Origin of the sequence: Streptomyces sp. N35, from assembly GCF_016464295.1 — a bacterium.
GTDB lineage: Bacteria > Actinomycetota > Actinomycetes > Streptomycetales > Streptomycetaceae > Streptomyces.
In genome coordinates this window covers 15,774-36,236 of record NZ_JAEIMH010000029.1, presented here as the reverse complement: position 1 = coordinate 36,236, position 20,463 = coordinate 15,774, and the positions used below count along the sequence as shown (strand labels likewise).

Annotated in this window: 14 protein-coding genes and 1 pseudogene; 8 read left to right on the top strand and 7 right to left on the bottom strand. The window is 72.0% G+C overall.

The genetic code is table 11. From position 1 onward, the window contains the following. Positions 1-6 precede the first annotated feature (6 nt). A pseudogene (locus JAO81_RS17850) lies at positions 7-1,131 on the bottom strand (ferrochelatase); the annotation flags it as partial. 135 nt (positions 1,132-1,266) lie between these two features. Here JAO81_RS17850 and JAO81_RS17845 point away from each other — a divergent pair. Together JAO81_RS17845 and JAO81_RS17840 are read left to right on the top strand one after the other, a co-directional pair. Continuing rightward, the gene (locus JAO81_RS17845) at positions 1,267-2,535 is read left to right on the top strand and encodes an MFS transporter (protein ID WP_199548857.1); all 1,269 of its coding nucleotides are present in this window, start codon (positions 1,267-1,269) and stop codon (positions 2,533-2,535) included. Next, positions 2,468-3,814, top strand: a complete 1,347-nt coding sequence (locus JAO81_RS17840) for a D-arabinono-1,4-lactone oxidase (RefSeq protein ID WP_199548856.1) — start codon at positions 2,468-2,470, stop codon at positions 3,812-3,814. Before JAO81_RS17845 ends, JAO81_RS17840 begins: the two co-directional genes overlap by 68 nt. A gap of 12 nt (positions 3,815-3,826) precedes the next feature. Here JAO81_RS17840 and JAO81_RS17835 read toward each other — a convergent pair whose 3' ends face one another. Further along, the gene (locus JAO81_RS17835) at positions 3,827-5,047 is read right to left on the bottom strand and encodes a hypothetical protein (protein ID WP_199548855.1); all 1,221 of its coding nucleotides are present in this window, start codon (positions 5,045-5,047) and stop codon (positions 3,827-3,829) included. A 474-nt stretch (positions 5,048-5,521) separates the two neighbouring features. On the opposite strand from JAO81_RS17835, the gene sepH reads away from it, so the two are divergent. After that, entirely contained in the window at positions 5,522-6,631 is a 1,110-nt protein-coding gene (sepH, locus tag JAO81_RS17830; protein WP_199548854.1) for a septation protein SepH, read from the top strand. A 43-nt stretch (positions 6,632-6,674) separates the two neighbouring features. Here the strand turns inward: sepH and JAO81_RS17825 are convergent, their stop codons facing one another. Next, the gene (locus JAO81_RS17825; protein WP_199548853.1) at positions 6,675-7,523 is read right to left on the bottom strand and encodes a sulfurtransferase; all 849 of its coding nucleotides are present in this window, start codon (positions 7,521-7,523) and stop codon (positions 6,675-6,677) included. 125 nt (positions 7,524-7,648) lie between these two features. Here JAO81_RS17825 and JAO81_RS17820 point away from each other — a divergent pair, with 125 nt between their 5' ends. Together JAO81_RS17820 and JAO81_RS17815 are read left to right on the top strand one after the other, a co-directional pair. Further along, positions 7,649-8,425, top strand: a complete 777-nt coding sequence (locus JAO81_RS17820) for a VOC family protein (protein ID WP_199548852.1) — start codon at positions 7,649-7,651, stop codon at positions 8,423-8,425. 80 nt (positions 8,426-8,505) lie between these two features. Beyond that, positions 8,506-10,521 carry a kelch motif-containing protein gene (locus tag JAO81_RS17815; protein WP_199548851.1) on the top strand — a complete coding sequence of 672 codons (2,016 nt, stop codon included), beginning with the start codon at positions 8,506-8,508 and terminating at the stop codon, positions 10,519-10,521. Between the two features lie 91 nt (positions 10,522-10,612). On the opposite strand, the gene JAO81_RS17810 is transcribed toward JAO81_RS17815, so the two are convergent. Beyond that, positions 10,613-11,068, bottom strand: a complete 456-nt coding sequence (locus tag JAO81_RS17810; RefSeq protein WP_199548850.1) for a carboxymuconolactone decarboxylase family protein — start codon at positions 11,066-11,068, stop codon at positions 10,613-10,615. A gap of 251 nt (positions 11,069-11,319) precedes the next feature. Between JAO81_RS17810 and JAO81_RS17805 the strand changes: the two genes are divergently transcribed. Further along, the gene (locus tag JAO81_RS17805) at positions 11,320-13,797 is read left to right on the top strand and encodes a tetratricopeptide repeat protein (protein ID WP_199548849.1); all 2,478 of its coding nucleotides are present in this window, start codon (positions 11,320-11,322) and stop codon (positions 13,795-13,797) included. A 267-nt stretch (positions 13,798-14,064) separates the two neighbouring features. Here the strand turns inward: JAO81_RS17805 and JAO81_RS17800 are convergent, their stop codons facing one another. Next, positions 14,065-14,361: a hypothetical protein gene (locus JAO81_RS17800; protein WP_199548848.1), complete on the bottom strand. Its 297-nt coding sequence runs from the start codon at positions 14,359-14,361 to the stop codon at positions 14,065-14,067. Between the two features lie 526 nt (positions 14,362-14,887). Between JAO81_RS17800 and JAO81_RS17795 the strand changes: the two genes are divergently transcribed. Then, positions 14,888-16,813: a TrkA family potassium uptake protein gene (locus tag JAO81_RS17795; protein ID WP_199548902.1), complete on the top strand. Its 1,926-nt coding sequence runs from the start codon at positions 14,888-14,890 to the stop codon at positions 16,811-16,813. Between the two features lie 49 nt (positions 16,814-16,862). Here the strand turns inward: JAO81_RS17795 and JAO81_RS17790 are convergent, their stop codons facing one another. Both JAO81_RS17790 and JAO81_RS17785 read right to left on the bottom strand, forming a co-directional pair. Continuing rightward, complete coding sequence (locus JAO81_RS17790) at positions 16,863-18,344, bottom strand: uracil-xanthine permease family protein (protein WP_199548847.1); 1,482 nt, start codon at positions 18,342-18,344, stop codon at positions 16,863-16,865. Next, complete coding sequence (locus JAO81_RS17785; protein WP_199548846.1) at positions 18,341-19,465, bottom strand: aryl-sulfate sulfotransferase; 1,125 nt, start codon at positions 19,463-19,465, stop codon at positions 18,341-18,343. The genes JAO81_RS17790 and JAO81_RS17785 overlap by 4 nt, the downstream gene beginning before the upstream one ends. Before the next feature lie 165 nt (positions 19,466-19,630). Here JAO81_RS17785 and JAO81_RS17780 point away from each other — a divergent pair, with 165 nt between their 5' ends. After that, positions 19,631-20,206, top strand: a complete 576-nt coding sequence (locus tag JAO81_RS17780) for a helix-turn-helix domain-containing protein (RefSeq protein ID WP_199548845.1) — start codon at positions 19,631-19,633, stop codon at positions 20,204-20,206. Positions 20,207-20,463 lie beyond the last annotated feature (257 nt).

The window sequence follows — 20,463 nt, the reverse complement described above, 5'->3', positions numbered from 1 at the left end:
CCCTTCCGCGAGGGGGCTGCCGACGCCTGCGGCGGCGGGCTTCGGCGCGCGGGCCGGGCAGCAGCCGACGGGGCACAGGTCGTGGCTCGCGCCGAGGGTCCCGAGGGCGCAGGGGGTGACGGCCTCGCCGCGCTCTGCGCCGGCCCGCTCGATGAGCAGCTCGCGGACGGCGGCCGCGAACCGCGGGTCGGCGCCCACGGTGGCCGAGCGGGCCACGGGAAGGCCGAGCTCGGCGGCCTTCGCGGTGGCCTCGGTGTCGAGGTCGTAGAGGACCTCCATGTGGTCCGAGACGAAACCGATGGGCACCATCACGACCGCGGGCACGCCCTGGGCGTGCCGCTCCTCGAGGTGATCACAGATATCGGGCTCGAGCCACGGGATGTGCGGGGCGCCGGAACGCGACTGGTACACGAGCTGCCAGGGCCGGTCCACGCCCGTTTCCTGCCGTACGGCATCGGCGATGAGACGAGCGACGTCCAGGTGCTCTCGTACGTACGCGCCTCCGTCGCCGTGTCCCTCGACGGGGCCCGAGGTGTCGGCCGCGGCGTCGGGGATGGAGTGCGTCGTGAACGCGAGGTGGGCGCCGTCCCGTACGGACTCGGGGAGCTCGGCGAGGGACCGCAGGACGCCGTCGATCATGGGCCGGACGAACCCGGGGTGGTTGAAGTACTGCCGCAGCTTGTCGATCTCCGGCAGCGGCAGGCCCTCGGCCTCGAGCGCCGCGAGCGCGTCGGCGAGGTTCTCGCGGTACTGGCGGCAGCCCGAGTACGAGGTGTACGCGCTGGTGGTCAGGACCAGGATGCGGCGGTGGCCGTCGGTGACCATCTCGCGCAGGACGTCGGTCAGGTACGGGGCCCAGTTGCGGTTGCCCCAGTAGACCGGGAGGTCGAGGCCGTGCTCCGCGAAGTCCTTGCGCAGGGCGTCGAGGAGCGCGCGGTTCTGGTCGTTGATCGGGCTCTTGCCGCCGAAGAGGAAGTAGTGCTGCCCCACTTCCTTGAGCCGCTCCTTGGGGATGCCGCGGCCGCGGGTCACGTTCTCCAGGAACGGGACCACGTCGTCGGGGCCTTCGGGCCCGCCGAAGGAGAGCAGCAGGAGGGCGTCGTACGGAGTGGGGTCGGGCGCGTGGGACATGCTCACGATCCTAGGTCGTCGCCCTGACCGTGCGGTCGGGCCCTTGGCCCCGTATGACCCCGCAATCGGCGCGCGCTCGGCCACATGGCGGCCGTAAGCTGTATTGGCCCAACTCACGCCTTACCGGAGCGTCCCTTGCCCAGCCCCTACCGCGAGATATTCACGCCGCCCGGAACCCTGTCGTTCTCGGCGGCGGGACTGATCGGGCGGCTGCCGCTGGCCATGATGGGCATCGGCGTCGTGACGATGATCTCCGAGCTCACCGGGCGGTACGGCCTCGCCGGCGCGCTCTCCGCGACGCTCGCCCTGTCCGCGGCCGTGATCGGTCCGCAGATCTCGCGGCTCGTGGACCGCTACGGGCAGGCGCGCATCCTGCGCCCGGCCACGCTGGTCTCGCTCGCGGCCGTCACCGCGCTGCTGCTCGCGGCGAAGTTCGAGGCGCCGGACTGGACGCTGTTCCTTTGCGCCGCGCTCGTCGGTTTCGTACCGAGTCTCGGGTCGATGATCAGGTCCCGCTGGGCCGAGGTGTACCGGACCGACCGGCGCCGGCTGCACACCGCGTACTCCTTCGAATCCGTCGTCGACGAGATCTGCTTCATCTTCGGGCCGATCATCTCGATCGGTCTGTCCACTGTCTGGTTCCCCGAGGCGGGCCCGCTGCTCGCGGGCGTGTTCCTCGCGATCGGCACCTTCTGGCTGACCGCTCAGCACGCCACCGAACCGGTCCCCCACCCCCGCGAGCACCACACCGGCGGAAGCGCCCTGCGCTCGCCGGGACTTCAGGTCCTGATGGCGACCTTCGTCGCGACCGGCGCGGTCTTCGGCTCCGTCGACGTCGTCACCGTCGCGTTCGCCGAGCACGAGGGCGCCAAGGAGGCGGCCAGCCTGGTGCTCGCGGTGTACGCGGCCGGGTCCTGCCTCGCCGGCGTGGTCTTCGGGCTCGTGCACTTCAAGGGCCCGGCCGCCAAGCGGTGGCTCCTGGGCGTGTGTGCGATGGGCGTGAGTATGATCCCCCTCCTACTGGTCGGGAACTTGCTGTTCTTGGCCGTGGCGCTGTTTGTCGCGGGCCTGTCCATCGCACCGACGATGATCACCACGATGGCCCTCGTCGAGCAGCATGTACCCCGGGCGAAGCTGACCGAAGGCATGACGTGGACCTCCACGGGTCTCGCGGTCGGCATCGCGCTCGGTTCGTCGGCGGCCGGCTGGGTCATCGACGCGGCCGGCGCGGACCGGGCGTATGTGGTGCCGGCCATCGCCGGCGGCGTCGCGGTCGTGATCGGGTTCCTCGGCTATCGCCGGCTGACCAGGCCGGTTCCGCTGCGGGGAGGACCTGATGGGTACGACGGGATCGACGACGGGCGCGGCGGGCGGCCCGAAGGCGTACGGGACAACGTGGCGTAACTGGGCCGGCAACGTCACGGCACGGCCCGCGCAGGAGGTCAGTCCCGCCTCGGTCGAGGAGCTCGTCGCCGCCGTACGTCAGGCTGCGGAGGAGGGCCGGCGGGTCAAGCCGGTCGGCACCGGCCACTCCTTCACGTCCGCCGCCGCCACGGACGGTCTCCTGATACGGCCCGATCTGCTCACCGGGATACGGCACATCGACCGCGAGGCCGGCACGGTCACCGTCGAGGCGGGCACCCCGCTCAAGCGCCTGAACCTGGCGCTCGCCCGCGAGAGCCTCTCGCTCACCAACATGGGCGACATCATGGAGCAGACCGTCGCGGGCGCCACCAGCACCGGCACCCACGGCACCGGCCGCGAATCGGCCTCGATCTCCGCGCAGATCCAGGCCCTCGAACTCGTCACGGCGGACGGGTCGGTGCTGCACTGCTCACCGAAGGAGAACCCCGAGGTGTTCGCGGCGGCCCGGCTCGGGCTCGGTGCGCTCGGCGTGATCAGCGCGATCACCTTCGCGGTGGAGCCGGAGTTCCTGCTCACCGCGCGCGAGGAGCCGATGACCTTCGACCGTGTCACGGCCGAATTCGACGCCCTGCACGCGGAGAACGAGCACTTCGAGTTCTACTGGTTCCCGCACACCGGCAACTGCAACACCAAGCGCAACAACCGCAGCGCGGGTCCCGAGCAGCCGGTGGGCAAGGTGAGCGGCTTCTTCGAGGACGAGCTGCTCTCCAACGGCCTGTTCCAGGCGGTCAATTCGCTGGGCCGCGCGGTGCCGGGGACCATCCCCGCGATCGCGAAGATCTCCAGCAAGGCGCTCTCCGCCCGCACGTACACCGACATTCCCTACAAGGTCTTCACTTCTCCGCGCCGCGTGCGCTTCGTGGAGATGGAGTACGCCCTGCCGCGCGAGGCCCTCGTCGAGGCGCTGCGTGAACTGCGGGCCATGGTCGACCGCTCGAACCTGCGGATCAGCTTCCCGGTCGAGGTGCGCACCGCGCCAGCCGACGACATCACCCTTTCGACGGCGTCCGGCCGCGAGAGCGCGTACATCGCGGTGCACATGTACAAGGGCACGCCCTACCAGGCGTACTTCACCGCCGCCGAGCGGATCTTCACCGCGCACGGCGGCCGGCCGCACTGGGGCAAGGTGCACACCCGGGACGCCGAGTACTTCGCGTCGGTGTACCCGCGCTTCGGCGAGTTCACCGAGCTGCGCGACCGGCTCGACCCGGACCGGGTGTTCGGCAACGACTATCTGCGCCGGGTCCTCGGCGACTGAGCCGCTCGGCGGCTACTCGCCCGTCTCGCCCTGCTGATGCTGCGGTGTCGGGTCCCCGGTGGGGTCGTCCGGGGTCGGCGTCGGTGTGGGGGTCGGGGTGGGCGTAGGAGTCGGGGTCGGCGTAGGAGTGGGAGTCGGCGTGGGCGTCTTGCCGCCCGGGTCGTCCGAGGAGTGACCGGGGTCGGGCGTCGGGGTGCCGTCGCCCTCCTGCCCGCCGGTCCCGGTGGACGGACTGGTGACGGACGAGGGGGTCCGGGAGGGGGTGTTCTCCCCGGTCCCGCCGCTGTTGCCGCCGCCTCCCGTGAACACGCCGCGCAGCGTCGAGCCGTTGCCGGTCCCGGCCAGGCTCTCGCCGGCCACCGCCTCGTACACGGTGATCCCGCCCATCGTCACGCCGAAGACGACGGCAGCGGCGAGCGCCGGCCGCTTCCAGCTGCGCAGGCGCTTGCCCTGTACGGGCGAGACGGCATACGAGTCAACGGCCGGCGGAGCGGCAAGGGTCTCGCCGTGGGGACCGATCACCGTGCCGAGGAACCGAGTCGGCTGGTCGCCCCGGTCCCCGGGGCCGAGGGCGCCCAGGACCCTGGTGCCGTCCGCCGCCGGCAGGACCTGGGTGGCATCGGCGGGGTCCACTGCGCCGAGAACCTGCGTGGCATCGGCGGGGTCCACTGCGCTCAGTACCTGCGTGGCATCGGCCGCATTCGTGGTGCCCAACACCCGTGTGACCTCGGAGGACTTGAGCAGCTGCGTCTTGTCGGCGGGGGCGGTGCCGGCGGCCTGCGACGGTGCCGGCACCGCGAGACCGTCGAGCGGAATCGCCGGCACGTCCACCACGCCTGGGCGCCAAGTCGTCATCATCGCCGGGGCGTTCGGGGCCGCGGGGGCGGCGGGCGGCTGCGCGCCCGCATCCGGCTCGGTCTCGGCGCGGAAGGTCTCCGGCACCGGACGGCCGTCCCCCGCCACCGGTATCTGCCGGGCGCGCACCGGCTTCGCCTTCACCGCGGCTTCGCGCACCTGCTCGCCGGTGCGCTTGAAGAAGTGCTGGAACACCGGGCCGCCACAGGTGGCCACGATGCTCATCACGCCTGCGCCGAGGATCGTGCCGTACACCCCGAAACTGGAAGCCAACTTCGCGGCCAGCACGGCCGCGAGCGCACCGCCCGCGACCTGGGGCACATTGACGTCAATGCGCTTCTTCTTGTCCTCTGCTCCGGTTTCCGACTGCTGAGCCATCCCCGTCCCTTGATCGCCGACTCGCCTGACTGCTACCAAGAAGGGACTTTTGGGCGAAGCGGATAGTTCCGTTTCGGGAGTTTCTGTGAAGCAGCACACCCCTGTAAGCAGGGGATATGGATGCGGCAGGGGTCAACTCCCTTGCCCTGGGACAACTTCGGCGGCGCGCCGGTCCACCCAGGTGGCCCGAATGGAGTACTGTTGCGAGCCCTGGGTTCGGACTCCCGCCTGGGTACCCAGGGGCCCGCGAGGGACCTTCGGGAGGGGGATCGCTGCACAGGGTGACCAATCTGCCCGACTTCGGTCACTTTGCGTGGCGAATAGGTAACCGTGCCATAACGGCGATCAAGGACCCATGCCCGACACGCCGGGCAACTCGGCAAGGTTGTGGCAGGCTGCACCCGGGCAGGCCACACTCGACTAGCGGAAGCAGCGACGCACGTGACGTCGGCAGGCACCACCCGGGAGGTCCCCATGCCCGAACTGCGTGTCGTGGCCGTCTCCAATGACGGCACACGGCTGGTGCTGAAGGCTGCGGACTCAACGGAGTACACCCTTCCGATCGACGAACGCCTGCGCGCCGCCGTGCGCGGCGACCGGCCACGGCTCGGCCAGATCGAGATCGAAGTCGAGTCGCATATGCGCCCCCGGGACATCCAGGCGCGCATACGGGCAGGTGCGACCGCGGAAGAGGTCGCCCAGCTCGCCGGCATTCCGGTCGATCGCGTACGCCGCTTCGAGGGGCCCGTGCTCGCAGAGCGCGCCTTCATGGCCGAGCGTGCCCGGAAGACTCCTGTCCGCCGCCCCGGTGAGAACGCAGGACCCCAGCTCGGCGAGGCGGTGCAGGAGCGGCTGCTGCTGCGCGGCGTCGACAAGGAATCCGTCCAGTGGGACTCGTGGCGTCGTGACGACGGCACGTGGGAGGTCCTGCTCGTCTACGTCGTCGCGGCCGAACCGCACTCGGCGAGCTGGACCTACGATCCGCCGCGGCGTCTGGTCGCGGCCGTCGACGACGAGGCGCGCTCGCTGATCGGCGAGTCCGACGACATCGCGGCGCCCGAGCCCAGCTTCCCGTTCGTGCCGCGGATCGCCCGACTTCCACGCGACCGGCCGCTGGACCGTGCGCTCGACCGTCAGCTGGACCGTCCCGAGCGGCCCGAGCGGCAGATTCCGGCGCCGACGCCGGAGCCCGTCGAGGAGTCCACCGCCGCGGAGCGCGACTCGCTCACCAGCCTCCTGGAGGCGGTGCCGAGTTTCCGTGGCGATCTCGTGGTGCCGGAGCGTCCGTCGCCGGCCGCCTCGGCGTGCGCGCCGACGGCGCCGGTGGAGCGGACGGTCGAGGAGCCGCCCGCGCCCGAGCCGGAGGTCGAGGAGCCGCCGGCCCCCGCGGCTTCGGCAGGTTCCGCGTATGCGGATGTCCTGATGCCGCGTACGGTCGCCGGTCATCGTGACCGCCTTGTCGGCACCACGGACCGGCAGGCCGAGGCAGACGGTGTCCGGCCGGGTCGCCGTGCGGCGGTGCCGAGTTGGGACGAGATCGTGTCCGGCACGCGGCACAAGAAGAAGGACGGAGTCCCGCTGTGAGGTAGGGGCCCGCACGTTTGGGGTGCGGTCCCTTACGTATGGACTACGGGTTCGGTCCCGTGGCCACCGGGCGTGACTCGTCCGCGGACCACTCCGACCACGAACCCACGTACAGCTCCGCGTCGATACCCGCGACGGCGAGGGCAAGGACCTCGTGGGCACCCGAGACGCCCGAGCCGCAGTAGACGCCGACGCGCGGCGCCTCGTCGCTGCCGAGGGCGCTGAAGCGGGCCGCCAGGTCCCCGGCCGGCAGGAAGCGGCCGTCGGTGCCCACGTTCTCGGTGGTGGGCGCGGAGACCGCGCCCGGGATGTGGCCGCCGACCCGGTCGATGGGCTCCACCTCACCGCGGTAGCGCCCGCCGGCGGGGGCGTGGAGGAGGAGGCCTTCGCGCGCGAGGGCCGCGGCGCCGTCGGCGTCGAGCAGTGGCACGGCGCCCGGGCGCGGGACGAAGTCCCCCGGCTCGGCCGAAGGGGGCTCGGTGGAGAGTTCGCCGTCCCAGGCCGCGAGTCCGCCGTCGAGGACCCGTACCGACGGGTGTCCGGCCCAGCGGAGGAGCCACCAGGCGCGGGCCGCGGCCCAGCTCTGGCCGCCGTCGTAGACGACGACGGGGCGGTCCTGCCGTACGCCTGCCGCGCGCATCGCCTCGGCGAACACCTCGAGGTCGGGCAGCGGGTGACGGCCGCCGGTGCCCGCCGGTCCGGCGAGCGCGGTGTCGAGGTCGACGTAGACGGCGCCGGGGATATGCCCGGCCGCGTAGGCGGCGCGGCCGTCGAAGGACGGCTCGCCCGCGGTCCTGGCCAGCGTGAGCTGCCAGCGGACATCAAGAAGTACCGGCGGGTACTGCCCGTTCGACTCGCTCGCAAGTTCGGCAGCGGAGATGATGGCATTCATGGGCACATCCTTGCGCAAAGCCTGTTCGCGCCGGGAAGGGGCCATTACCGTGCACCGCCGGGAAGGGTGAGCGGGAGCGAAACGGGCATGCTGCTCACGACATGCGCCCCGAGGAGAGAGTGACGATGACCGAGTCAGCAGCTCGGCGCGCGCCCGGCACGCCCTGCTGGGTGAGCCTGATGGTGCACGGCCTGGCCGGTACGCAGAAGTTCTACGGTGCACTGTTCGGCTGGGAATTCCGGCCCGGACCGCAGCAGCTCGGTCCGTATGTGCGGGCGCTTCTCGACGGCCATGAGGTGGCCGGCATCGGCGTACTGCCGCACGACCGGCATCTGCCCATCGCCTGGACCCCCTATCTCGCCTCGGACGACGTGGACGCCACCGCCGACACCATCCGCCACTGCGGCGGCACGGTCGGCGTGGGACCGCTGGACGCCGACCGCGCGGGCCGGCTCCTGATGGCCTCGGACCCGGCGGGTGCCGTGTTCGGGGTGTGGCAGGCGGCGGAGCACGGCGGCATCGGCGGCGCGGGGCGGCCCGGCACTGCCGTGTGGAACGAGCTGGTGACGCGGGACACCGCCTCGGTCGCGAAGTTCTACCGGGCGGTCTTCGGATTCGGCGAAGAGCCCGTCGTCTCCGCGGACTTCGACTATCTGGCGCTCTCCGTGGAGGGCCGCGCGGTGGCCGGTATCCACGGTGTGGGCCATGGGCTGCCGCGTGATCGCGGTGCGCACTGGACGACCTTCTTCGAGGTCGAGGACGTGGACGAGACGGTGCGGCGGGTCGGGGAGCTCGGCGGCCATGTGCTGCGCGGCCCGCACGACAGCGGACACGGCCGGATGGCCACCGTGGCGGATCCGGAAGGTGCGGCGTTCAACGTCGTACGGAGCGCTGCCGAGTAGCTCTCCTTGCACTGGCCTAAAGTTGCATTTCGTACCAAAACGTACGAACGACCGGGCCGTACGAGTGCAGGAGTCAGCGCATGCCGGAGCCGAAGCGTCGCCGCCCGAGCCGGCGGACGTCCAAGATCCTGCTCGGCACGGGCGCCGTGGTGGTGCTCGCGGCGGCCAACGCGCCCGCCGTCTACGACTTCGCCTCGACCCAGTACCACGCGTACGAGATCGACAGGCCCGAGTACAAGGCCGACCGCGGGCGGTGGAGCCTCGTGGACGTGCCCGAGGAGTACCGGATCAACACGATCCACGCGGCGCTCCTTCACACGGGCAAGGTGCTGCTCGTGGCCGGATCGGGCAACGACGCCAAGCAGTTCGACGCGAAGACCTTCCGTACGGTCCTGTGGGATCCGCGGGAGAACACCTTCGAGAACATCCCCACGCCCGCCGACCTTTTCTGCGCCGGGCACACCCAACTCCCGGACGGGAGGCTGCTGGTGGCGGGCGGGACACAGCGGTACGAGACCCTCGAAGGCGACGTCGAGAAGGCCGGCGGGCTGATGATCGTCTACAACGAGAACCCGGACGAGCCGAAGACGCTGCCCAAGGGGACCCGGTTCACGGGCCGTGACAGCGGCAAGACCTTCGAGTCGCACGCGAGCGTCATCGTGCCGCGCGCGAAGAAGAAGACCGACCCTCGGACCGGAGAGGCCGAGGTCACCCCGTCCAGCGCACGCGTGTACGTCGAGGCGCTCGAGAAGGGGCCGCGGCATCAGACCGGGACGCAGGACCAGTACCGCGTCTCCGGGCTCGAAGGCGATGAGAAGCAGAACATCTACGGCATCGCGCAGAAGCTGTCGTTCGACAAGAAGGACTTCCAAGGGATCAAGGACACCTTCGAGTTCGACCCGGTGGCCGAGCGGTACGTCCAGGTCGATCCGATGCACGAGGCGCGCTGGTACCCGACGCTGACGACGCTGGAGGACGGCAAGGTCCTTTCGGTGTCCGGGCTCGACGACATCGGGCAGGTCGTGCCGGGCAAGAACGAGATCTATGACCCGCGGACGAAGGAGTGGGAGTTCCTGCCGAAGGCGCGGTTCTTCCCCACGTATCCCGCGCTCTTCCTCGCCTCGGACGGGCGGATCCTCTACACCGGCTCCAATGCCGGGTACGGGCCCGACGACCAGGGGCGCGAGCCGGGGATCTGGGATCTGGACAGCAACAAGTTCACCAAGGTGCCCGGGATCAGCGACCCGGACATCCTGGAGACCTCGATGTCGGTGCTGCTGCCGCCCGCGCAGGAGCAGCGGTACATGGTGCTCGGGGGCGGCGGGGTCGGCGAGTCGCCCAAGTCCACGGACAGGACGCGTCTGGTGGATCTGCGCGAGGACGAGCCGCGCTTCCGTGACGGGCCGCGGCTGTACGACAAGGCCCGCTATCCCAGCAGCGTGATCCTGCCGGACGACACGGTCCTGACGACCAACGGGTCGGGTGACTACCGCGGGAAGTCCGACAGCAATGTGCTGAAGGCGGCGATCTACGATCCGCAGACGGACAAGTTCACGGCCGCCGCCGATCCGCTCGTGGGCCGCAACTACCACTCGGGCGGGCTGCTGTTGCCGGACGGGCGGGTGATGACCTTCGGCTCCGATTCACTCTTCTCGGACAAGGCCAACTCCAAGAAGGCGAAGTTCGACCAGAGCCTGGAGATCTACACCCCGCCGTATCTGCACCAGGGCGGTACACGTCCGGTGTTGCGGGATCCGGAGGGCGGGCGGCGGACGGTGAAGCTCGGCTCCACGGTGTCGTACGACAGTGACGACCCGAAGGCGATCAGCAAGGTGCGGCTGATCCGGCCGGGTTCCTTCACGCATGTGACCAACGTCGAACAGCGGTCGATCGCGCTGGACTTCGACCGTACCGGGAAGGGCGTGGAGGTCACGCTGCCGCAGAATCCGGCGCTCGTGCCGCCCGGCTGGTACATGCTGACGGCCGTCGACGACCGCGGGGTGCCGTCCGAGGCGGTGTGGGTGCATGTGCCGGTGGCGGCGGACGCGCCGACGCATGAGACGACGGACGAGGATCCGGAGCCGGCGCTCAAGTAGCGGTCGGGGCGAGTTCCCCCGAGGGGCCGTACAACGAGCGGGACCGGCGCCTCCGCGCGAGCGGAGGTACCGGTCCGAGGGTGCCGTGTGCTCAGCCCCAGGCTCCCGCGATCTGGCGGGTCGTGGCGTTGAGGCGGTTGAAGAGGTTCGTCACGCCGATCATCAGGATGATCGAGGCCAGCTGCTTCTCGTCGAAGTACGAGGCGGCCGCGTCCCACACCTCGTCGCTCACCGGGTCGGTACGGTCCGCGAGCCGGGTCGCCGCCTCGGCGAGGGCGAGGGCCGCGCGCTCCTCGTCGGAGAAGTAGGGGGCCTCGCGCCAGGCCACGACCGTGGCGAGCTGCTCGTCGCTGACGCCGGACTTGCGGGCGGTCTTGGTGCCGCCGTCGACGCAGGCGCTGCAGCCGTTGATCTGGCTGGCCCGCAGGTGGACGAGTTCGATGATCTTTACGTCGACTCCGCCGGAGTGCACGGCCTTGAAGAGGCCCTGGATGGACTGCATGGCGTCGGGGAGAACGGCGGCGGGGTTCTGCATACGGGACTGCATCTCTGGTTCCTCCTTGAGGGCCGGGTTTCCGGCTTCTCGTCGTGGGCCGGTCGTCCGGCCCTTCCTTCGTGTCGGCGGGCCTTCCGGCCTGTCCGTCCGCCCCGTTCCGCCGGGGCGATGACTCCATAACAGCCCCGGCGGGGGTGGTGCGGCGATGGCCGTGGGACACCGTGGGACAGGTGAAACGCCCCTGGACAGCGGCGATTCGGCGAGGAAAACTTCGGCGGGGGCGGGACAGGGAGGGGTGGGCCATGGGGCCGCAGGAGCCGAGGACCGATCCGAGAGACGAACTGGCCGCACGGCTACGGGGGTTGCAGGAGGTATCCGGTCACGGAGTGCGGGCGCTGGCGCGCGAGGTCGGGCTCAGCTCGTCGTCGCTGTCGCGGTATCTCGGCGGCCAGACCGTGCCGCCGTGGCCCTCGGTGCTCGCGCTGTGCAAGTTCGTACGCCGTGATCCGCGCCCGCTGCGCCCGCTGTGGGAACGGGCCTCGAGCCCACTGCCCGCACCGCCGCGCAGCAGCCGGCAGGTGTCTCCCCCGGCGCCGCCCCCGGACGCCCCGCGTCCACCACGCAACGATCTGCCGCGTGACGTGCCCGACTTCACCGGGCGCGACGGCCAACTCGCCTCCGTACTCGACGCGGTGGAGAACAGCCGGGTCGTCGCCGTCGACGGCATGGCGGGGGTCGGCAAGACCTGTCTCGCCGTCCATGCGGCGCACCGCCTCGCGGACACCTACCCGGACGCCCAGCTCTACCTCGACCTGCACGGGTTCACCGACGGACGTGAACCCCTGGGCGCCGACCCGGCGTTGCGGGCGCTGCTCGCCGCGCTCGACGTCCCCTCGGAGCGGATCCCGCAGCAGGGCGGCATCGAACCGCTCGCCGCGGTGTGGCGCGCCGAACTGGCCCACCGGCGGGCCGTGATCGTCCTCGACAACGCCGCCGACGCCGAGCAGGTACGGCCGCTGCTGCCGGGCGCCGGCTCTTCAGTGGCCCTGATCACCAGCCGCAATCGCCTGCTCGGTCTCGACGAGGTACCGCCGGTCTCCCTCGATGTCCTCACGCCCGAGGAGAGCGCCGAGCTCCTGGCCCGGGCCAGCGGGGACGGGGGCGGGCCGGAGAGCCGGCTCGGGCGCGATCCGGACTCGACGGCCGAAGTGCTGCGGCTGTGCGGTCAGTTGCCGCTCGCGCTGCGGCTCGCCGCGGCCCGGCTGCGGCACCGGCCCGGCTGGACGGTGGGCATCCTGGTGGAGCGGATGGCCGAGGGCGCGAGCGAGTTCGACACCGCTTTCGCCATGTCCGTACGGCAGTTGGACCATGCCACGGGCCGGTTGTTCCGGCTGCTCGGGCTGCTGCCCGGGGAGACCTTCGACCCGTACGTGGCCGGGGCGCTCGCCGATGTCGCGCCGCGTACGGCACGGGAGATGCTCGAGGATCTGCTGGACGCCCATCTCGTACAGGAAAGGGCGCCCGGGCGCTATCGACTGCACGACCTCGTCCATCAGCACGCGCGGCGGGCCTGCGCGGAACAGGACGCCGAGGCGGTGCGCGACAAGGCCCTGGGCCGGGTCCTCGACTACTACGTGCACACGGCCGCGGCGGCGGATGCGGCGATGCCTTTCCACGCCGGGACGCGGGCGCCCTCGGCCGGTGCGCCGCCGGCCGCGCTGCCGCGGTTCGCCGACAAGCGGGCGGCGCTCTTCTGGTACGTCACGGAGTACACCAATCTGATGGCCGCGTTCGAGGCGGCGGTGGCGGCGGGCGCGGACCGGCATGTGTGCGAACTGCCGCGTTTCATGCGGACCTACTTCGCGCGGCGCTGCGGCACGACCCATCTCAACTTCCTGTTCGAGCGCTCGCTGGACGCCGCCCGCCGCCTGGGCGACCCCTGGCAGCTGGCCGAGGCGCACAGCGATCTGGGGTTCGCGCGGTACAACGCGGGCCGGATGGCGGAGGCGGACGCGGCGTACGCGTCGGCGCTGCCGCTCGTGGCCGAGACCGGCGACACCCGATCCCAGGCCGAACTCGCCATGCGGCGCGGGTACTTGAAGTGGGACGAGGGTCAGGTGGAGCGGCCGCTCGAACTCTTCCGCCTCTCCGGCAGCCTGTACGAGGAGGCCGGCTGCCCGTCGGGTGCGGCCCACGCCAAGGCGTACGAGGCGTGGGCGCTGCTGCAGCTGGGGCACGGCGACGAGGCGGCCCGCCTGGCGCGGGAGGCCCTGGCCGTACCGCACACCGATCCGGCCTGGCCACCGGCGCTGACGGCCCGCATCACGCTCGGTGTCGCGCTCGCGCCCGAGGCGCCAAAGGAGGCTGTGGAGCATCTGCGCCGGGCCCTGGAGCTCTCCCGCGAGGACGGGCACCGGCACAACGAGGCGTGGTGCCTCAACTGTCTGGGCGTCGCCTTGCGCCGGATGGGCCGGTACGAGGAGGCCCTGGCCTCCCACCGTGAGGCGTTCGCGCTCCTCGACGCCCTCTTCGAGGACCACTGGAAGATCCACTTCCTGGACGACTACGCGGAGACCTGCCGCTTGGCGGGGCTGACGACCCAAGCTCTCCAACTCCATCGGGACGCACTGGAGTTGGCCCCACGAGTGGGCAACCGTCATGCGGAGGCGCTGGCCCATGAAGGGCTGGCGTCGGTGCTCGAAGCCACGGACCCGGCGGCGGCCGAGCGACACAGGGAGGCCGGGCGGGGGATTCGGGGGGAGTTGCAGGGGGTGGGGTGAGCGGTCAGGGAGGTGCAGGGGGTGGGGCGAGCGGTCAGGGAGCGGGCACGTGCCGGCGCAGCGGGCTGAATCAGGAGAGCCGGCTGCTCGCCCGGGCGGGTGCGGCGTCCACCGGGCGCCGCACCCGTGGTGGGGTCAGTGGTCTGGTGGGGTCAGCCGGCCGGTGAGGTCAGCGGGCCGGTGGGTCAGCGGGCCGGTGAGGTCAATGATCCGGCGGGTCAGCGGGCCGGTGAGGTCAGTGGTCCGGTGGGTCAGTGGACCGGTGGGTCAGTGGTCGTCCCAGTGCCCGTCGTGGTCGGCGTGGCGGTGGCCGTCGTGCACGTAGTCGACGTGGTCGCCGTGGGGCACGGCGACATGGCCGCAGCCTTCGCCGTGCCGGTGCTCGTGGTCGCCGTGCGCGGTGTGCCCGGCCGGTTCGCACTCGTCGATGTGGTCCTCGTGCATACGGTGCAGATGGCCGTCGTGCGCGTAATCCACGTGGTCCCCGTGCGGGAACGCCACGTGTCCGCAGCCGTCGCCGTGCTGGTGGGCGTGGGCGGAGTGAGGGGCGTGGGCAGTGGTCATCAGGTGCTCCATGTGACGCTCGGGCAGCGGCGGCACGCTCGGTTGCGCACCGCCGCTTGGCATCCTGCACTCCGGCGACCACGGCCTCCGGCAGCGCTCCCGGCGTGTCCGGGCCAGTCGCCCGGGCGCCCGAGCGCCTGCGGGACGCGGGCGGCGCGGGCCGGCGGAGACGCTTCAGGGCATGTGCCGCGGAGTCAGGCGGCCGACCGCCTGCGGAACGCGGGCCGGCGGGACGCCCCGGCACGGTACCGCCCACTCCGGCCGGTCCTCGCGGGCACGTCCCGCGTGCGCCGCGCCCACTTGGACGCCCTCCCGTGCGCTCGCCCTCAACGACGCCCACCACCTGCGCCGCACCCCTCTCCCCGTACGGCCGACACCCCAGGTATCTCCCCGCACAGCCGACACCTCGCATATCTCCCCGTACGGCCGACACCCCACGTACCGCCTTGGCAGCACCCCGCCCCATGAGGCACGCTTCACCTTCGTGCCCGATCTGTCTGATCACTCAACTCCTGCCGCCAGCCGCATGGTTGTCTGCGGTGACGACGCCCTCGCCCAGCGGCTGACCGGAGAGCTGCGGGAGGTGTACCGCGGGAAGGTGACGCTCGTCGTGCCGCCCGCAGGCAGCCGGTCCCCGCTCCCCCTGAGCGGCCGCGAACGGGCCGGGGTCCTGCTCGGCAGATTCTCGGCGGCGCTCGGCCGGGGCCCTGCCGGTACGGCGCCCGTACCGGACGACGAGCAGCGGCTGGTGGAGGCCGCCGAGCTCACCGACGAGGTCCTTGCCGAGGCCGGTGTGGCGCAGGCCGCGGCGCTGGCCCTGGTGTACGACGACGACGAGACCAACATCCGCGCGGCCCTCGCCGCACGGCGGTTCAACCCCCGGCTGCGCCTGGTGATCCGGCTCTACAACCGCAAACTGGGCCAGCACCTGGCCGAACTCCTCGACCAGGCCTCGCTGTTGGCGGACCCGGGCCTCGACACCCGCGAGATCTCCACCACGGTGCTCTCCGACGCCGACACCGCGGCACCCGCCCTGGCCGCCGCCGCGGTGGCCGGCACCCGCAAGGTGCTGCAGGCCGACGGTCTGCTGCTGCAGGCCGTGGAACGGCAGCCGGACAGCGACGGATCCGCCCCGGAAGGGCTGTGCACGCTGGCGCTGCTCTCCGCCACCCGCAACGACCCGCAGGGCGCGGACGTGGGCCCGCAACTGCTGCCCGACGACACGGCGGTCACCTCGGCCGAGGGGCGTGGTGCGGTCGTGCTGCAGGCCGTCCGGCACAATGGTCCGCCGCTGGCGCCAGGGCGCCTCGCGGGCCGCAGCGCCCCGCTGCGGGAACTCTTCTCGCGCCGGCTGCGCTGGTCGCTGGCCGGGCTCCTGACCGCGGTCCTCGCCCTGGCGGTCGCGTCCTGGCTCACCGGGGACGATCACCCGCTGCACGCCACGTATCTCACGCTCCTCGATCTGTTCGCCCTGAACGATCCCGCCACGGACGAACCCCACAGCCGCCAGATCCTCCAACTTCTCGCCGCCCTCGCCGGGTTGCTGCTGCTGCCCGTGCTGCTCGCCGCGGCACTCGAAGCCTTCGGCACCTTCCGTACGGCCGCCGCCCTGCGCCGGCCGCCGCGCGGTCTGTCCGGCCATCTGGTGCTGCTCGGCCTCGGCAAGATCGGCACCCGGGTGCTGACCCGGCTGCGCGAACTCGGCATCCCCGTCGTCTGCGTCGAGGAGGACCCGGAGGCCCGCGGTATCCCGCACGCACGCCGGCTGCGGGTGCCCGTGATCGTGGGCGATGTCACCGAGGAGGGCGTCCTGGAGGCCGCGAAGATCCACCGCGCGCACGCCCTGCTCGCGCTGACCAGCGTCGACACCACCAACCTCGAGGCGGCCCTGTACGCACGCTCGGTCAAGCCCGACCTCGGCGTCGTCCTGCGGCTGTACGACGACGAGTTCGCCACGGCCGTCTTCCGCACCCTGCGCGCGGCGCATCCCGGGGCCAACACCCGCAGCCGCAGTGTCACCACGCTGGCCGCGCCCGCGTTCGCCGCGGCGATGATGGGCCGCAGGATCCTGGGCGCGATCCCCGTCGAGCGCAAGGTGCTGCTCTTCGCCGCGCTCGACGTCGCCGACCACCCCGAACTCCAGGACCGCACGGTCGCGGAAGCCTTCCGCCCGGGTGCCTGGCGCGTGGTCGCCCTGGACACCTCGGCCCCCGCCCAGCGCCTCCCCGACCTCTCGATCGGCCCGCCTCCGTACAGCCAGGGCCACACCCCCGGTCTCGTATGGGATCTGCATCCGGGCCATGTGCTGAGCGCGGAGGACCGGGTGGGGGGGGCCGGGGGGGTGGTGGGGGCGCCGCGGCGGGGGCTCGCCCCCCTCCTGGGGCAGCGGCGGGAGCCGGGCCGGATCGGCGGACCGCGCGCACCGGGAGCCGCAGCTGCCGGTCAGGAGTGAGGGCGGGTCCGCAGCTGCCGGTCAGGAGTGAGGGCGGGTCCGCAGCTCCCTATCCGGCATACGGATTCCCGGCTTGCGGTCCGGAGCGAGGGCGGGTCTCCCCGGCCGGCGTACGGATCCTCGGCTTGCCGTCAGGGGTCCGAAGCCGCGGCTCGCCTGAGACCCGCCCCGCCACCCGCAGCACGGCGTGCAGCAGCACCGCCGTCAGCGTTCCCGCCACCACACCGCTGCCCAGCACCGTGCCCACCCAGCCAGGGAAGGCGACGTACAAGCCGGGTGCGACGACCGGTGCGAGACCGACGGCGAGGGCGAGCGCCGCGACCATGGCCTGGGCGTTGTCGGCGAGCCGGGCCCGGTGCAGCATGTCCGCGCCCATGACCGCGATCATCGCGTAGACCACGAGCCCCGAGCCGCCGACCACCGGCGCCGGGATGCCCGCGAGCAGCCGGGGCAGCGGGGCGAGCAGACCGGCCGCCAGCAGCAGGACGCCGGCCGCCGCGGTCACGTAACGGCTGCGTACGCCGGTGAGTTGGGTGAGGCCGACGTTCTCGGAACTGGTGACCATCAGCGACGTGCCGAAGACCCCGCCGAGCAGTGAGACCGCCGCGTCGGCCCGCGCCACCCGCGGCACGTCCTGCGCCGGACTCGGAACCCGGCCGACGGTCTCACTGTTGAGCACCGTCTGACCGGTGATCTCCGCGAGCGTGGTGAGGCTGAAGATCAGCAGCGGCAGCGCGGCGAGCAGGTCGAACTGCGGTGTTCCGTACGGGAAGGGGCTGGGCAGAGCCCAGCCGGAGCCCTCGGCGGGGGTGAACTCCCCGAGGCCGGTCGCCGCCGCGACCAGCGTGCCGGTCACCATCCCGAGCAGCACCGCCGTCTGCCGCCACACTCCGCGCAGCAGGACGAAGGCGGCGAAGGTCGCCCCGATGGTGATCCCTGCCAGAGCGATGGCCGAGCGGCCCGGGTGTCCCTCCGGGCCGGCGACCAACTGCGCTGCCACCCGCACCATCGCGATGCCGATGAGCAGCACGGTCACGCCCATGACCAGCGGCGGAAAGAGCCGTACGACACGGGCGTAGAGCGGGAGCACGGCGAGCAGCAGACAGCCGGCGAGCAGCACGGACCCACTGGCCACCGCCGGTCCGTGGTCCTGCGCGATCTGCAGGAACAGCGCGGCCGCCGCCCCGCCGGGCAGCATCACGAACGGGAGCCGGGCGCCGAATCCGTACCGTCCGAGGGATTGCAGGAGCGCGCCGAGGCCGCAGAGCACGAGCACCGTGCTGAGCAGCGAGGCGGTGCGGGCGGGAGTCAGGTGCAGGGCCGTGGCGGTGAGGAAGACCGTGGAGATGGGCGCCGCGATCATCGCGAGGACGTGCTGTACGGCCAGCGGCGCGAGCCGCGGCAGCGGGATGCGCTCGTCGACGGGGCCGGCCGCAGGGCTGTCGTCAGGGCTGCCGAAGTTGGCCCTGGAGCTGCCCCCGGAGCTGTCCTCAGGGTTGCCCGGGCCGCCCTTGTCGCTCGTCACGGTCATACCACGGCCTCCAGCCACGGCAGCTCATCGGCCGCGTAACGGTAGGCGCGGAACACGGCGTTGGGCTCGGAGGGGAAGAGCGAGCGGACCGCGGAGTCCTCGTACGCGGCGAAGTGCGGGATCACGTACTCCCAGCACAGATAGCCGTCCGCGGTGACTTCGAAGAGGCGGCCCGCCGGGGAGTCGGTGATCAGGGTGTTGCCGTTCGGCAGGCGCTGCGCGGCGCCCATGAACGGCGCGAAGAAGGCCTCCCTGGCGGGATCGTGGTACTCCCACACCACCTTGCCGCTCCCCCGCTCGATCTCGATGACACGGGAGTACGGGACGTCCGAGCCGGGGCGGAAGACGCCGTTGTCGAAGACGAGGAGGTTTCCGCCGGGAAGCTCGGTCGGATGGTGCTGCTGGGAGACGGTGCCCGGGTCCGTGCGCCACAGGACCTCGCCGGTCGTGCGGCTGATCACGATCACCGCGGAGGTGCTGCGCAGCGAGGCGACGATGTTCCCGTCGGCCAGCTCCGCAACGGAGTTGATCAGTGGCCAGTGCTCGCGGGCGTAGTCCGGGTGCAGGGCGAAGGACTCCCGGTCGAGGTGCTCGGCGGCGCTCCACGACCAGAGCTCGGTGCCGTCCGCGTCGACCTCCTTGACGGTGTCGGCCCACACGATGCCGCCGTCGGCCTCGGAGCCCGGCACCCCGCCGCGTACGGCGTCCGCCGCGGCACCGGTGAGCGGTTCGAGCGCGGTGTAGAGGATGCGGCCGTCGTCGAGGTGGTTCGCGTCGTGGTGCTGCAGCGGATCGCGGTGCTCGCGCAGCACGGTGCCGTCCGGGGCGGCCTGGAGCATGACGCCGCCGCGGTACTTGTGCCACATCGGAAAGCGCGCGGGTTCGTCCGGCAGTACGCCGTTGTAGGCCAGGTTCCCGCCGGGCAGGACGCGCGCGTGCCGGCCGGGACGGTACGGCAGCCGCCACTGGTGTACGGCGCGGCCGTGCAGGTCGACGAGGTGGACCTCGCCGGATCCGGTGAGCGGGGCGAAGAGCGTGTAGCCGGGCGAGGCGGCCTCGCCGTCCAGCGCTATGAGGCCGGTTCCTCGACGGCGGCGGGAGTTCTGGTCGACACGCGGCATGGTGGCTGCCTCTCCAGTGGATCAAAGTTTCTTTGATGTCATCAACTGCCTTAGAAGCTAGGGGGAGTTTGTGTCTGCGGTGTTGCTGCCGTACGAAGCCTCCGTCCGCGGGTGCGTAGGCTGACGGCGGCGGTGGGGAGAGGGCACAGCGGAGGGGAGCCGGCCATGGCGGACGAGGACGCGGGGGGCCCGCGCGTGGGCGCGGGAATCCGCAGGCGGCGCAGGTCGCTTGACCTGACCCTTGCGGATGTGGCGGCCCGCTCGGGGCTGTCGTCGCCCTTCCTCAGTCAGATCGAGAACGACCGGGCCCGCCCGAGCATGCGCTCCCTGCAACGGGTCGCGGACGCGCTCGGCACCACGGCGGTACAGCTGCTCGCCTCGGCGGAGCCACCGCGCACCGTGGATCTCGTACGGGCGGACGAGGCGTCGGCGCTCGACCCGTCCGACGAGGCACGGGTCCGGCCCCTGGTGCGCGGCCATCACCAGCTGCACGCCCTGGAGTTCACGGGAGATCACGACGGGACGCGTGAATTCCGGCACCGCAACGACGAGTTGATGTACGTGGCGGACGGCGCCGCCGAGGTGGAGGCGGAGGGCCGCGGCTACCGTCTGGTCCGGGGCGACACCCTCTACCTCACCGGCGGCGTCGCGCACCGCTGGCGGGCCACGGCTCCCGGCACCCGGGTGCTTCTCGTCGCGGTCGCGGATCACATCGAGGCGACGGGGGATCCGCGGGCCTGAGTTCCTCGGTGGCACACGGCCGGGCGAACCCCACGCTCACCAAGGTGAGCGCCAAGCCGAACAGCTGCCGCCCGGTCAGCCTGCCGTGGCCGGGTTCGCCTATGTCGCTCTCGTCGCGCGTCAAGCGCCGGCGGACTCCCCTCTACGATCCCCGCGGCCACCAGCAACACCAGCCCCCCGGCGGCACCCGCGACGGGCGGCGCCCGGGGGCGCGGGCGCCGGCCCTCCCCCCCCCGGGGGCCCGCGGGGGGTGGCGT